Source organism: Ectopseudomonas khazarica, from assembly GCF_004521985.1.
GTDB lineage: Bacteria > Pseudomonadota > Gammaproteobacteria > Pseudomonadales > Pseudomonadaceae > Aquipseudomonas > Aquipseudomonas khazarica.
The window spans coordinates 113,132-127,384 of the sequence record NZ_SBHZ01000015.1 but is presented as its reverse complement, the minus strand read 5'-3'; the positions used below and the strand labels follow the sequence as shown (position 1 = coordinate 127,384).

At 67.6% G+C, this 14,253-nt stretch carries 10 protein-coding genes; 6 read left to right on the top strand and 4 right to left on the bottom strand.

Annotation, left to right across the window (positions count from 1 at the left end; translation table 11 throughout):
- Window positions 1-134 precede the first annotated feature (134 nt).
- Window positions 135-1,376, bottom strand: a complete 1,242-nt coding sequence (locus EPK82_RS19140) for an MFS transporter (protein ID WP_037051339.1) — start codon at window positions 1,374-1,376, stop codon at window positions 135-137.
- Window positions 1,377-1,731: 355 nt separating this feature from the next.
- Here EPK82_RS19140 and EPK82_RS19135 point away from each other — a divergent pair, with 355 nt between their 5' ends.
- The 6 genes from EPK82_RS19135 to EPK82_RS19110 all read left to right on the top strand — a co-directional run bounded on the left by EPK82_RS19135 (window position 1,732) and on the right by EPK82_RS19110 (window position 10,866).
- Window positions 1,732-2,358: a class I SAM-dependent methyltransferase gene (locus EPK82_RS19135; protein WP_134677676.1), complete on the top strand. Its 627-nt coding sequence runs from the start codon at window positions 1,732-1,734 to the stop codon at window positions 2,356-2,358.
- A 347-nt stretch (window positions 2,359-2,705) separates the two neighbouring features.
- Window positions 2,706-5,264: a nitrite reductase large subunit NirB gene (nirB, locus tag EPK82_RS19130; protein ID WP_134677675.1), complete on the top strand. Its 2,559-nt coding sequence runs from the start codon at window positions 2,706-2,708 to the stop codon at window positions 5,262-5,264.
- Window positions 5,264-5,626 carry a nitrite reductase small subunit NirD gene (gene nirD / locus EPK82_RS19125; RefSeq protein WP_134677674.1) on the top strand — a complete coding sequence of 121 codons (363 nt, stop codon included), beginning with the start codon at window positions 5,264-5,266 and terminating at the stop codon, window positions 5,624-5,626. The genes nirB and nirD overlap by 1 nt, the downstream gene beginning before the upstream one ends.
- A 42-nt stretch (window positions 5,627-5,668) precedes the next feature.
- Window positions 5,669-6,484 (top strand): formate/nitrite transporter family protein, encoded by an 816-nt coding sequence (locus tag EPK82_RS19120; protein WP_037051328.1) that lies wholly within the window; start codon window positions 5,669-5,671, stop codon window positions 6,482-6,484.
- Window positions 6,485-6,493: 9 nt separating this feature from the next.
- On the top strand, window positions 6,494-8,245 hold the full coding sequence (locus EPK82_RS19115) for a bifunctional protein-serine/threonine kinase/phosphatase (protein ID WP_134677673.1): 1,752 nt from the start codon (window positions 6,494-6,496) through the stop codon (window positions 8,243-8,245).
- 152 nt (window positions 8,246-8,397) lie between these two features.
- On the top strand, window positions 8,398-10,866 hold the full coding sequence (locus tag EPK82_RS19110) for a sensor domain-containing protein (RefSeq protein ID WP_244230045.1): 2,469 nt from the start codon (window positions 8,398-8,400) through the stop codon (window positions 10,864-10,866).
- 36 nt (window positions 10,867-10,902) lie between these two features.
- Here EPK82_RS19110 and EPK82_RS19105 read toward each other — a convergent pair whose 3' ends face one another.
- From EPK82_RS19105 to EPK82_RS19095, 3 genes are read right to left on the bottom strand one after another with little or no spacing between them, the layout of a single operon-like run.
- Window positions 10,903-12,489 carry a GMC family oxidoreductase gene (locus EPK82_RS19105; RefSeq protein ID WP_134677672.1) on the bottom strand — a complete coding sequence of 529 codons (1,587 nt, stop codon included), beginning with the start codon at window positions 12,487-12,489 and terminating at the stop codon, window positions 10,903-10,905.
- Window position 12,490: 1 nt separating this feature from the next.
- Window positions 12,491-13,324: an ABC transporter ATP-binding protein gene (locus tag EPK82_RS19100; protein WP_037051320.1), complete on the bottom strand. Its 834-nt coding sequence runs from the start codon at window positions 13,322-13,324 to the stop codon at window positions 12,491-12,493.
- On the bottom strand, window positions 13,312-14,115 hold the full coding sequence (locus EPK82_RS19095; protein ID WP_037051317.1) for an ABC transporter permease: 804 nt from the start codon (window positions 14,113-14,115) through the stop codon (window positions 13,312-13,314). The genes EPK82_RS19100 and EPK82_RS19095 overlap by 13 nt, the downstream gene beginning before the upstream one ends.
- Between the last annotated feature and the right edge of the window lie 138 nt (window positions 14,116-14,253).

The window sequence follows — 14,253 nt, the reverse complement described above, 5'->3', positions numbered from 1 at the left end:
GCGAGCAGCCACGCAAGGGCGGTAAGCAAGGAGCATAAGGACGGGCAGGTGGCCCAGCCATAACACAGATGACCTAATGGCCTTGTGCTGGCTGTACCGCCCCGGACCAGGATCGCGTCAGCGACCGAACGCTGTCAGGCCACCTTGCTCGGCGACGCATCCTCGAAACGGTCGACCTTGCGCAGGCTCTTGAAGCCGAGCATCCAGCCGCCGGTCACCAGCAGGGTGCAGGCGCAACCGAGCAACGCCGCCGGCACCACGCCGAACCAGGCGGCACTGGTACCGGCGCGGAATTCGCCCAGCTCGTTGGACGAACCGATGAACAGCATGTTCACCGCGTTGACCCGGCCACGCATGGCGTCCGGTGTGGAGAACTGCACCAGCGAGGAACGAATGTACATGCTCACCATGTCCGCGCCGCCGGCCACCATCAGCGCGGCGAAGGACAGCCAGAACAGGCTGGACAGGGCGAACACCAGGTTGGCCAGGCCGAACAGCGCCACCGCGCCGAACATCACCAGGCCGACATGCCGGTTGAAGGGTCTCATGCTCAGGTACAGGCCCACGGTCACCTCGCCGATGGCCATGGCGCTGCGCAGCAGGCCCAGGCCCGTGGGGCCGACCTCCAGCACCTCCTGGGCGTAGATCGGCAGCAACGCCACCACGCCACCGAGCAGCACGGCGAACAGGTCCAGCGAGATGGTGCCGAGAATGATCGGCCGCGTGCGGATGAAGTGGATACCCGCAGTGAAGCGCGCCCAGGCGGTCGATTCCAGCGCCTGCATCTTCTCCGCATAGCGCACCGGCACCAGCGGCAGCAGCGCCGTGCCAACGAGGAAACACAGCAGACACACCGAGTAGGTCAGGCCACCGCCGCCGATGGCGTACAGGCCACCGCCGAGCACCGGGCCGGAAATGGTCGCGCCGCGCATGATCATGCTGTTGGCCGCGATGGCCGCCGCCAGGCGCTCGCGCGGCACGATCTGCGGCAACAGGCTCGACAGCGCCGGTCCGGTGAAGGCACGGCCACAGCCGTAGAGCACCAGCACGGCGTAGTACCAGCTGACCGGCGCCTCGCTCAGTGACAGCCAGAGCAGCGCCCCCGCGCACAGCGCCTCCACCAGCCAGCTGAGCATGAGGATCAGCTTGCGGTCGTAACGGTCGATCAGGTCGCCCGCCGGCATCAGCAGCACCAGCATGGGGATGAACTGGGCCAGGCCGACATAGGCCAGCGACAGGGGATCGCGCGTCAGGTCATAAACCTGCCAGGCCACCACGATGGCCTGAATCTGCACGGCGAAGACCACCACGATGCGCGCGACGAGAAAGGGCAGGAAACCGGGAAGCCGGTAAACGGAAACTGGGGCAGCGGACACGGAGGAAACCTCGAGGCATGACCGGCCGATGCCGGTCGAGGTGAGCCGGCCAATCTACGGCAAAGCCCTGCCATGGGGCAAACCGGTGAACAGGTTGTTGCGCTGGTTGCTCCACAGGCAGATGGCAACCGAAATATTTTGGGCCGGTTCGACGAATCTTGTGCAGTCGCGGCTGAAGCCCCTCCCACGCTCCGTGCGGTTGCGGGCGGTATGGTTCAGACCACAAACCCGTAGGAGGCGCTATAGCGGCGAGCTGTTTCATCGCGGCTGAAGCCGCTCCTTGGGAATAGCGTGCAAGCGCAGAGGGCAGACGACTTTGGTAGCCTTGTCCGAACGTTTTTACGGAAGCCTCGCCATGCCGCTCACCCTCGACGAACTCGCCCAGATCAGCGCCCTGACCCTGAGCCACTATCAGGACAGCGCCGAGGATTTCCGCGCGGGCACCCGCGACCACGACGTCAGCCAGAACATCGCCGCCCTGCTGCGCCATATCGAGGCGCCGAGGCCCTGGCGCATCCTCGATCTCGGCTGCGGCCCCGGCCGCGACCTGCGCACCTTCAGCGCGCTCGGGCATCAGGCCGTCGGCCTGGATGGCTGCGCCGAATTCGTCGAGATGGCGCGCACCGACAGCGGCTGCGAGGTGTGGCAGCAGAACTTCCTCGCCCTGGACCTGCCCGAGGCGCATTTCGACGGTATCTTCGCCAACGCCAGCCTGTTCCATGTGCCGGACCAGGAGCTGCCGCGCGTGCTCGGCCAACTGCATGCGGCGCTGAAAACCGGCGGCGTGCTGTTCAGCTCCAACCCGCGCGGCGACAACCAGGAAGGCTGGAACGGCCCGCGCTACGGCAGCTACCACGACCTGGAGCGCTGGCGTGCACGGCTCGTCGCTGCCGGCTTCGCCGAGCTGGAGCACTACTACCGTCCAGACGGCCTGCCACGTGAGCAACAACCCTGGCTGGCCAGCGTCTGGCGTGCCCGCTGAACACAGGCCGGCCGCGACTCACAATGGGGCAGGGATTCGCGCCGTGCATTCTTTTGGGCTGCGCGCGCCACCCGCAACGCGCCTGAGCGCAGCGCCCGAGGCCCGGAACAGAGCGGCCTGGCGCATCTCGACAGGGATTGGCACAGCCACTGCATGACTCCGTACAAGCCCGGCCACCCGGGCAACCCACTCGGTCAACGGCGATCGAACAGCCAACGCAGGCAATTGGGTAGCGACGTGCCATAGAGCGGCACGCGACAGAACAGGCAAAGGCGCCTGGAACCGCAAGGTTTCAGGCGCTTTTTTTTGCCGCACGAAAACCTGATGAGCTTTCGCCGGGAACCACCATGAACAGCACAGAACGCCCCAGCAACAAGCAACGCCTGGTCATCATCGGCAACGGCATGGTCGGCCACCACTGCGTCGAGCAACTGCTCGCGGCCGGCGCGCTGGAACACTACCGGATCGACGTGTTCGGCGAGGAGGCGCAGCGCGCCTACGACCGCGTGCACCTCTCCGAATACTTCAGCGGGCGCGATGCTGAATCCCTGGCGATGAGCGCCGCCGAACTGTACGCACGCCCCGGCCTGTACCTGCACCTGGCTGCGCCGGTGCTGGAGATCGACCGCGCCGCCTGCGAGGTGATCACCGCCAAGGGGCGCTTCACCTACGACAAGCTGGTGCTGGCCACCGGCTCCTACCCCTTCGTGCCGCCCATCGAAGGCGCCGAGGGCGATGCGCGCCTGGTCTACCGCACCCTCGACGATCTCGACGCCATCCGCGCCGCCGCCCAGGGCAAACGCCGCGGCGTGGTGGTCGGCGGCGGCCTGCTCGGTCTGGAGGCAGCCAACGCGCTGAAATCGCTGGGCCTGGAAGCGCACGTGGTGGAATTCGCCCCGCGCCTGATGCCGGTGCAACTCGACGACTTCGGCGGCGCCGCGCTCAGGCAGCGCATCGAGGACCTCGGCGTCGGCGTGCACCTGGGCAAGGCCACGCAGTCGATCAGCGCCGGCAGCGACTACCGCTACCGGATGAACTTCGCCGGCGATGAGGCCCTGGAGACCGACCTGATCGTCTTCTCCGCCGGTATCCGCCCGCAGGACGCCCTGGCCCGCGCCTGCGCGCTGGAACTCGGCCCGCGCGGCGGCGTGGCGATCGATGACCAGTGCCTGAGCAGCGACCCGAACATCTACGCCATCGGCGAGTGCGCGGCCTGGAATGGCAGCATCTTCGGCCTGGTCGCGCCCGGCTACCAGATGGCCCGCGCCGTCGCTGCCCGGCTCTGCGGCGCCGAGGCGCAGCCGTTCCTCGGCGCCGACATGTCGACCAAGCTCAAGCTGCTCGGCGTCGATGTCGGCTCCATCGGCGACGCCCACGGCGCAACGGCCGGCGCGCGCAGCTACCGCTACATCGACGAGGCCAGCGCCAGCTACCGTCGCCTGGTGGTCTCCGCCGACGGCTGCCAGGTGCTCGGCGCCGTGCTGGTCGGCGACAACAGCTACTACGACACCCTGCTGCAGTACGCGCAGAACGGCATCAGGCTGCCGGACGACCCGGCCAGCCTGATCATGCCCGCCGGTGGCGGCGCCCCGGCGCTCGGCGCCGACGCCCTGCCGGACAGCGCCACCATCTGCTCCTGCCACAACGTCAGCAAGGGCTCGGTGTGCGCCGCCATCGACGCCGGCTGCTGCGATGTCGCCGGGGTCAAGGCCAGCACAAAAGCAGCCACCGGCTGTGGCGGCTGCGCGGCGCTGCTCAAGCAGGTGGTCGAGCACGAGCTGAGCGCCCGTGGCGTGGCCGTCGACACGAGCCTCTGCGAGCACTTCGCCCACACCCGCCAGGAGCTCTATCACTTCGTCCGCGTCGAGGGCATCGAGACGTTCGAGGAGCTGCTGGCCAGGCATGGCAAGGGCCACCTCGGCTGCGACATCTGCAAACCGGCGGTGGGCTCGATCCTCGCCTCCTGCTGGAACCGGCCGATCACCGAGCCGGCGCTGATTCCGCTGCAGGACACCAACGACACCTTCATGGCCAACATGCAGAAGAACGGCACCTACTCGGTGGTGCCGCGCATCCCCGGCGGCGAGATCACCCCCGAGGGGCTGATCGCCATCGGCGCGGTGGCGAAGAAATACGACCTCTACACCAAGATCACCGGCGGCCAGCGCATCGACCTGTTCGGCGCCCAGCTGCACGAACTGCCGGACATCTGGGGCGAACTGATCGCTGCCGGTTTCGAGACCGGCCACGCCTACGGCAAGTCGCTGCGCACGGTGAAAAGCTGCGTCGGCAGCACCTGGTGCCGCTACGGCGTGCAGGACAGCGTGGCCATGGCCCTGCACCTGGAGAATCGCTACAAGGGCCTGCGCTCGCCGCACAAGATCAAGTTCGCGGTCAGCGGCTGCACCCGCGAGTGCGCCGAGGCGCAGAGCAAGGACATCGGCGTGATCGCCACCGAGAACGGCTGGAACCTGTACGTCTGCGGCAACGGCGGCATGCGCCCACGGCATGCCGAACTGTTCGCCACCGACCTGGACGACGACAGCCTGGTACGCCTCATCGACCGCGTGCTGATGTTCTACATCCGCACCGCCGACAAGCTGCAGCGCACCTCGGTGTGGCGCGAATCGCTGGAAGGCGGCCTGGACTACCTCAAGCAAGTGATCCTGGAAGACAGCCTGGGCCTCGCCGCCGAACTGGAAGCGCAGATGCAGCTGGTGGTCGAGCGCTACGAATGCGAATGGGCGGGCGCGCTGAAGGACGAGGAGAAGCTCAAGCGCTTCCGCACCTTCGTCAACGAAAAAGGCGGCGACCCCGACATCCGCTTCGTCCGCGAACGCGGCCAGCGCCGTCCGGCGCGCGCCCATGAACTGGAACTGATCCCCGTCACCGAGGAGGCCGTCTGATGAGCCCGTCCAACACCGCACGCGATCCGCACGCCGACTGGCGCCCCCTGTGCCGCACCGCCGACCTGGTGGCCGGCTCCGGCATCGTCGCCCTGGCCGGCGGCCAGCAGGTGGCGCTGTTCTACCTGCCGGACAGCGAGCCGCAGGTATTCGCCATCGGCAACCGCGACCCGAAATCCGGCGCCAACGTCATCGGCCGCGGCCTGGTCGGTCACCTGGGAGGCGATCTGGTGATCGCCTCGCCGCTGTACAAGCAGCACTTTCGCCTGCGCGACGGTGCCTGTCTGGAATACCCCGAGCAGCACCTGCCGGTCTGGCCCGTGCGCCTGCGTGGCGAGCGGGTGGAAATCAGCCTGGGCTGAGCCCCTGCCCCCTTTTTCAACAACTAACGAGAGAGCGCAAACATGTCCTATCTGGTCCCGACAGAATTCGTCACCAAGATGGTGGATGCCGGTGAGTCGAAGATCTTCATGTCGACCCGCGACACCCTGATCCGCGCCTTCATGGCGGGCGCCATCCTGGCCCTGGCGGCGGTGTTCGCCATCACCGTGGGCGTGCAGACCGGCTCGCCGCTGGTGGGCGCCATGCTCTTCCCGGTCGGCTTCGTGATGCTCTACCTGATGGGCTTCGACCTGCTCACCGGCGTGTTCATGCTCACCCCGCTGGCCCTGCTCGACCGCCGCCCCGGCGTCACCCCGAGCGGCGTGCTGCGCAACTGGGGCCTGGTGTTCGTCGGCAACTTCGCCGGCGCGCTGACCGTGGCCTTCATGATGGCGTTCGTCTTCACCTACGGCTTCTCCACCGGCCCGGGCGCCATCGGCGAGAAGATCTCGCACATCGGCGAGGCGCGCACCCTGGGCTATGCCGAATACGGCCTGGCCGGCTGGGCGACCATCTTCCTGCGCGGCATGCTGTGCAACTGGATGGTGTCGATGGGCGTGGTCGGGGCGATGATCTCCACCACCGTGAGCGGCAAGACCATCGCCATGTGGATGCCGATCATGCTGTTCTTCTTCATGGGCTTCGAGCACTCGGTGGTGAACATGTTCCTGTTCCCCTCGGCGATGATCATGGGCGGCGACTTCTCGGTGATGGATTACATGATCTGGAACGAGATCCCCACCGCACTGGGCAACCTGGTCGGCGGCCTGGCCTTCACCGGCCTGACCCTCTACACCACCCACGTCAGAACCGCGCCCAAGCGCACCACCTACAACTGAGCCGTGCCGATGAGCCTGGCCGACGCCTCGCCGCGCAGCCGCCAGCCAGGGCGGCTGCGCGTCAGCGTCGGCCAGCATTCGGACAGGGGCAAGAAGCCACGCAACCAGGACTTCCATGGCCTGTGCGTGCCGCAGGCGGCCCAGCTCGACAGCAAGGGCATCGCAGTCGCCCTGGCCGATGGCATCAGCAGCAGCGAGGTCAGCCACATCGCCAGCGAGACGGCGGTGGCGGCCTTTCTCAGCGACTACTACAGCACCAGCGACGCCTGGTCGGTGAAGACCTCGGCGCTGCGCGTGCTCGCCGCCACCAATGCCTGGCTGCACGCGCAGAGCCGGCGCAGCCCGCACCGTTATGATCTGGATCGCGGCTACGTCTGCACCTTCAGCGCGCTGTTGCTGAAGTCGACCACCGCGCACCTGTTCCACATCGGCGACGCGCGCATCTACCGCCTGCGCGGCGACGTGCTGGAACCGCTGACCCAGGAACATCGCCTGCACCTCGACGCCGACAGGAGCTACCTCAGCCGCGCGCTGGGCATGCAGGCGCATCTGGAAATCGACTATCAGGCCCTGCCCCTGGAGGTCGGCGACCTGTTCCTGCTGGCCACCGACGGCGTGCATGCCTTCCTCGACGACCGCAGCCTGCGCGCCTGCCTCGCCGGCAGCGCCGACGACCTGCAACACACCGCGCAACGGATCGTCGAGCGGGCGCTGGCCGGCGGCAGCGACGACAACCTGACCGTGCAGCTGCTGCGCATCGAGCAGTTGCCCGAAGGCGAGCCCGGCGAGTTGCAACGGCAGCTGGACGAGTTGCCCTGCCCTCCCGTGCTGGAGGCACCGTGCGACTTCGACGGCTACCGCATCCTGCGCCGGCTGCACGCCAGCGCGCGCAGCCACCTGTACCTGGCGCGCGACCCGGCCAGCGGCGCCACGCTGGTGCTCAAGACCCCCTCCCAGGATCTGCAGCAGGACACGCAGTACCTGCAGCGCCTGCTACTGGAGGAATGGATCGCCAGGCGCATCGACAGCCCCCACGTGCTCAAGGCCCATGTGCCATCGCGCCCGCGCCACTACCTGTACAGCAGCAGCGAATTCATCGACGGCCAGACGCTCGCGCAGTGGCTGCTCGACCACCCGCAGCCGCCCCTGCAGGCGGTGCGTGACATCGTCGAACAGATCGCACGCGGCCTGCGCGCCTTTCACCGCCTGGAAATGCTGCACCAGGACCTGCGTCCGGCCAACCTGATGATCGACGCCGAGGGTACGGTGAAGATCATCGACTTCGGCGCGACGCACGTGGCCGGGCTGCAGGAGAGCGACGCACGGGAGACGCTTCGGCAGGCGCTCGGCACGGCACAGTACAGCGCACCGGAATACTGGCTGGGGCAGCCAGCCAGCGTCGGCTCGGAGGTGTTCTCGCTGGCAGTGATCACCTACCAGATGCTCAGCGGCCGGCTGCCCTACGGCGCGGCCATGGCACGGGCCCGGAGCCGGGCGGCGCAGATGCGCCTGCGCTACCAGCCAGTGGGGCGCCAGGCGGACCTGCCACCGTGGCTGGACGACGTGCTGCGCAAGGGTTGCCACCCGGACCCGAACCAGCGCTACCGGGACCCGGACGAATTCGCCCACGCCCTGCGCCATCCCGGCCAGGCGCTGCTCGCGCGCAGGCATCGGCCCCTGCTGGAGCGCGACCCGCTGCTGTTCTGGCAACTGCTCAGCCTGCTGCTGGCACTGTCCTTGCTAACCGCACTGCTGCACTAGGCGCGCCGTGCCTTGCTGGCAAAACGCCCGGCAGACGGGCAGAATTTCCCGCTGCCCGTTTCTGAACGGCCTGCCCTACGGTCGCACCCGACCCACATGGCACCCCGCAGGCCTGTCCCTGCGCCGTTATTTCCTGCGCAGGTATCGCTTCGATGTCACCGATCGACCTCAACTCCGACATGATGTATCGCCTGCTGGTGCAGAGCGTGGTGGATTACGCCATCTACCTGCTCAGCCCCGAGGGCGTGGTGACCAACTGGAATGCCGGTGCCCAGCGGGCCAAGGGCTACCGGGCGGCGGAAATCGTCGGCCAGCATTTCTCGGTGTTCTACAGCGCGCAGGAGCGTGACGCCGGCGTGCCGCAACGCGGCCTGCAGCAGGCCCGCGACACCGGGCGCTTCGAAGCCACCGGCTGGCGCCTGCGCAAGGACGGCTCGTCGTTCTGGGCGCATGTGATCATCGATGCCGTGCGCGACGATGAAGGCCAGCTCATCGGCTTCGCCAAGATCACCCGGGACTGCACCGAGCAGCAGCGCCTGCAGAACGAACAGCGCGAGCAGGAGCGGCGTTTCCGCCTGCTGGTGCAGGGCGTCAAGGACTACGCCATCTACATGCTCGACCCGCAGGGCCATGTGCAGAACTGGAACGCCGGTGCGCAACGGGCAAAGGGCTACAGTGCCGGCGAAATCGTCGGGCAGCACTTCTCGCTGTTCTACACGCCGGAAGATCGCAGCACGGGCCTGCCGCAGCGGGGCCTGGAGACCGCCCACCGCGAGGGCCGCTTCGAGGCCGAGGGCATCCGCCTGCGCAAGGACGGTTCAGCGTTCTGGGCCCACGTGATCATCGATGCGGTGCGCGACGACGAGGGCCAGCTCATCGGCTTCGCCAAGATCACCCGCGACATCACCGAGCGCCGCCAGCACGAACAGGAGCTGCTCAAGGCCAAGGAACTGGCGGAAAGCTACAGCGAGGAGATGAGCAACCTGTCGCGCTTTCTCGACTCGGTGATCGGCAACATTCCCGCCAGCCTGATCGTCAGGAACCCGCAATCCGGGGAAATCCTGCTGGCCAACCCGCAGGCCGAGCGCCTGTTCGGCTGCAGCGCCCAGGCCATGGTCGGCCAGCATCCACAGGCCTGCCTGGCAGCGGGCATCGCCCGCTATATCGAAGAGCAGACCGAACAGGGCATCCGCGCCAAGACCGGCTACCTGCGTGAACAGTCCCTGGAGACCCCGCTGGGCCTGCGCACGCTGCGCACCCGCGTGGCCTTGAGCAACGGCGGGGCCAACCAGGCCAGCTACGTGCTGATGATCGCCGAGGACGTCACCGACGAACTGGCCGCGCACGCGCAGATTCATCACATGGCGCACCACGATGCACTGACCGGGCTGGCCAACCGCACGCTGTTCGCCGAGCGTCTGCAGGAAGCCCTCGCCGAGAGCGCGGTCGAGCGCTCGCTGGTCGGCGTACTGTGCCTGGACCTGGACAATTTCAAGAACATCAACGACGCGCTCGGCCATGCCTTCGGCGACCGCTTGCTGCGCGCGCTGGCGACCCGCCTGAAAGGCACCCTGCGCGACCAGGACACCCTGGCCCGCCTCGGCGGCGACGAGTTCGCCATCGTCCTGCGCAACCTGGATTGCCCCGAGAGTGCCCATCGCACCGCGCAGCGCCTGATCGACGTGGTCGCGCCGAGCTTCATGATCGACGACCACAGTTTCAGCGTCGGCCTGAGCGTGGGCGTGGCCATCGCACCGAACGACCACCAGAGCGCCGACCAGCTGCTGCGCTACGCCGACCTGGCGCTGTACGAGGCCAAGCGCAACGGGCGCAATCGCTTCGAATACTTCCAGCCCGAACTGGATGCCGCCGCGCGCCGCCGCCGCACCATGGAGATGGACCTGCGCACCGCCCTGCACCTGGGCCAGTTGCAGCTGCACTACCAGCCGATCATCGACCAGCAGCACGGGCAGATCTCCGGCTACGAGGCGCTGATGCGCTGGCATCACCCGCTCAATGGCCTGGTGATGCCCATGGACTTCATTCCGCTGGCCGAGGAAACCGGGCTGATTCACGAGGTGGGCGCACGTGCGCTCAACCTCGCCTGCCAGGAAGCGGCCAGCTGGAACACCGAGCAGACCGTGGCGGTCAACCTGTCGCCCGTGCAGTTCAGGAACCCCGAGCTGGTCAGGATCGTCGCCCTGGCCCTGCAGGACTCGGCCCTGGAGCCTCGGCGCCTGGAGCTGGAGATCACCGAATCGGTGCTGCTCGACAACAGCGACGGCAATATCGAGACGCTCAAGCGCCTCAAGGCCCTGGGGGTGAACATCGCCCTCGACGACTTCGGCACCGGCTACTCCTCGCTGAGTTACCTGCGCTCGTTCGCCTTCGACCGGATCAAGATCGACAAGTCGTTCATCAACGACATGGTCGACAGCCCCGAGGCGATGTCGATCGTGCGCGCCATCACCGGCATGAGCAGCAGCCTGCAGATCAAGACCACCGCCGAGGGCGTGGAAACCGAAGAGCAGCTCAGGCAGTTGCAAGCCCAGGGCTGCTCGCACTTCCAGGGTTTCCTGTTCGGCCATCCGCAGCCGGCCAACGAGCGCAAGCGGCAGTGAACCCGGGCAGGCGCTGACGCCCGCCCGCAGCCCCGTTCAGCCGCGCAGGATCATCTCCGCAGCGCGTTCGCCGATCATGATGCACGGCGCGTTGGTGTTGCCGCTGATCAGCGTCGGCATGATCGAGGCATCGGCCACGCGCAGGTTGCTCAGGCCGCGCACCCTGAGCTGCGGCGAGACCACGGCGGCCTCGTCCGTGCCCATCTTGCAGGTGCCCACCGGGTGGAACACCGTGGCGGCGTTCTCGCGCAGGTGCGCCAGCAGCTGTTCGTCACTCTGTACCTGGGCGCCGGGCAGCATCTCCTTGCCACGAATGGCGTCGAACTCCGGCTGGGCGAGGATGCTGCGCGCCAGCTTGACCCCCTCCACCAGCACCCGCGCGTCGGCCTCGTCGCTGAGGAAGTTGAAGTCGATGCTCAGGCTGCGGCCCTCGCCCAGGCGCACCTCGCCGACGCTTTTCGGGCGCAGCACGCAGGTGTGGATGGCGTAGCCATGGCCCCACTCGAACAGGCGCCCGCGATGGCTGCGATAACCCGGCACGAAGTGCATCTGCACGTCCGGCAGGTCACCCGCCAGCGGCGTGCGGGCGAAGCCGCCGGCCTCGACGTAGTTGGTGGTCAGCCAGCCCATCCTGCGCGCCAGGTACTGGAACGGCGAGGCCAGCACCTTGGGCAGCGAGCCGATGGAGAAGCCCAGCGACAGCGGGCTCTTCGAGCGCACGGTGAGCGTGCCGTCGATATGGTCCTGCAGGTTCTTGCCGACTCCGGGCAGGTCGACCTTGCTGGCCACGCCCGCCGCCTCCAGCTCGGCCCTGGGGCCGATGCCGGATTTCAGCAGGATGTGCGGCGAGCCCAGCGCGCCAGCGCAGAGGATGGTCTCGCGGCTGCACTGCAAGGTGCGCCACTGGCCCTTCTCGCGCAGTTCCAGGCCGCTGACGCGCTCGCCGTCGAGCAGCAGGCGCTCCACCTCGCAGCCGGTCAGCACGGTGAGGTTGCTGCGCTGGCGCACCGGGGCGACGAAGGCGCGGTAGCTGGACAGACGCCTGGCGTCCTTCTGGGTGACGTTGTACAGGCCGACACCCTCCAGGCTGCCGCCGTTGAAATCGTCGTTGCGGCGCAGGCCGATATGGCTGGCGGCGCTGATGTAACGCTCGGACAACGGGTTGGGGTCGCGCGGCTTGTCCACCAGCAGCTCACCCAGCGTGCCGTGGTAGTGCAGGGACTGGCCGAGGCGGTTGCCCTCGGACTTCTTGAAGTACGGCAGCACGTCGCGCCAGCCCCAGCCGGGGCAGCCGGCGGCTTCCCAGCGGTCGTAGTCGCTGGCGTCGCCACGGATGTAGATCATGCTGTTCATCGCACTGGAGCCGCCGAGGGCCTTGCCACGCGGGGTGTGCAGACGACGCCCGGCGAGGTGGCGCTGCGGCGCGGAGAAGTAGTTCCAGCTGAACACGCGGCTCTTGTACAGGGTGATGGTGCCAGCCGGCACCTGCACCCGCGGGCTGGCGTCGCTGCCGCCGGCCTCGATCAGACAGACGCGCACGGCCGGGTCCGCGCTCAGGCGGTTGGCCAGCACGCAGCCGGCCGAACCGGCCCCGACGATCAGGTAGTCGAAGCTGTCCGCCATCTCAGTGCACCTCTTCCATGTCGTCGTGCAGCAGGCCGAGGATGTGCCGCTTCATGCGGATGAACTCGGGCTCCATCACCACGTCGAGGTTGCGCGGACGCTCGATCGGCACGTCGAGGATTTCCTTGATCCGCCCCGGACGCGCGCCCATCACGTAGATACGGTCGGCGAGCAGGATGGCTTCATCGATGTCGTGGGTGACGAACACCACGGTCTTCTTGCTGTTGCCCCAGACCTGCAGCAGCAGCTGCTGCATCTGCAGGCGGGTCTGGCTGTCGAGGGCGCCGAAGGGTTCGTCCATCAGCAGGATCTGCGGGTCGTTGGCCAGTGCCCGGGCGATGGCCACGCGCTGCATCATGCCGCCGGAGAGCTGCTTGGGAAAATGCTCGGCGAACTTGTCCAGGCCGACTTCCTGCAGGTAGAACTCGACGATGGTGCGCATCTCGGTGGCCGGCAGCCCCCGGCGCTTGAGGCCGAACTCGATGTTCTGGCGCACCGTGAGCCAGGGGAACAGGGTGTAGCCCTGGAACACCATGCCACGGTCGGCACCGGGGCCATCGACCTTGCGCCCGCCGACGTAGATATCGCCCTCGGTCGGTTCGTTGAGGCCGGCAGTGAGGTACAGCAGGCTCGACTTGCCGCAGCCGGAGGGGCCGACGATGACCGCGAACTGCTGGTCCGGCACCTCGAAGGAGACCCGCTCCAGCGCGGTGAAGGTGTCCCCCGCAGGCGACTGGTAGCGCAGGCTGACGTTGTCCACCTTGAGCCGTGCGGCGACCTCGGCGTACTGACTGAGCGCCGGCATGATGTAGGGTTTCTTGGCTATTGCGCCCATGCGGCAATCCTCAGTCGAAGCAGACGGAACAGTTGATCGGTGATCAGCCCGAGCAGGCCGATGATGGCGATGGCGAGGAAGATCACATCCACCTGGAAACCACGCATGGCCTTGAGGCTGATGTAACCGAGGCCGCTGGAGGCGGCGACCAGTTCGGCCACCACCAGGTAGGTCCAGGCCCAGCCCATGGTCACGCGCAGCGTGTCGAGGATGCCGGGCAGGGAAGCCGGCGCCAGCACGTGCAGCACCACGTCACGGCGGCTGGCGCCGAGGGTGTAGCTGGCGTTGAGCAGGTCCCGCGAGACGCCCTTGGAGACGTCGGCGATCATCACCAGCTGCTGGAAGAACACGCCGAAGATGATCACCGACACGCGTTGCTCCAGGCCGATGCCGATCCACAGGATGAACAGCGGCACGAAGCTGGTCACCGGCAGGTAGCGGATGAAGTTGACCAGCGGCTCGAGAAACGCCTGGACGATGCGGAAGCTGCCCATCAGCAGGCCCAGCGGCACCGCCACCAGGGAAGACACGACGAAGCCGATCAGCACCACTTCCAGGCTGGCCAGCACATGCTTGCTCAGGGTGCCGTCAGCAGCCAGGCGCACGCCAGCGGCGACCACGTCGCCGGGGGTCGGCAGAAACATCGACGGCACCACGCCGCCATACGACAGGACGGCCCACAGGCCAAGCACCAGCAGCCAGCACAGGCCGCTGACACCGAGCACCAGACGGCCCGGCAGATCGACTTTCGGGGTCAGGCAGCGCTGCACCCAGGATTTTTGCGTGGCCATGAACCACCTCGTGTTGCGGGTATTGAAGAAGCTGAGCGCGCAGCCGGCCCCTCTGCCGCTGGCGCGGGCACCGTGGGGGCGCTTCAGCGGCGACGCTCGCGGCTGAAGCCCCTCCCACAGGGCCCGTTCTGCGCAGAA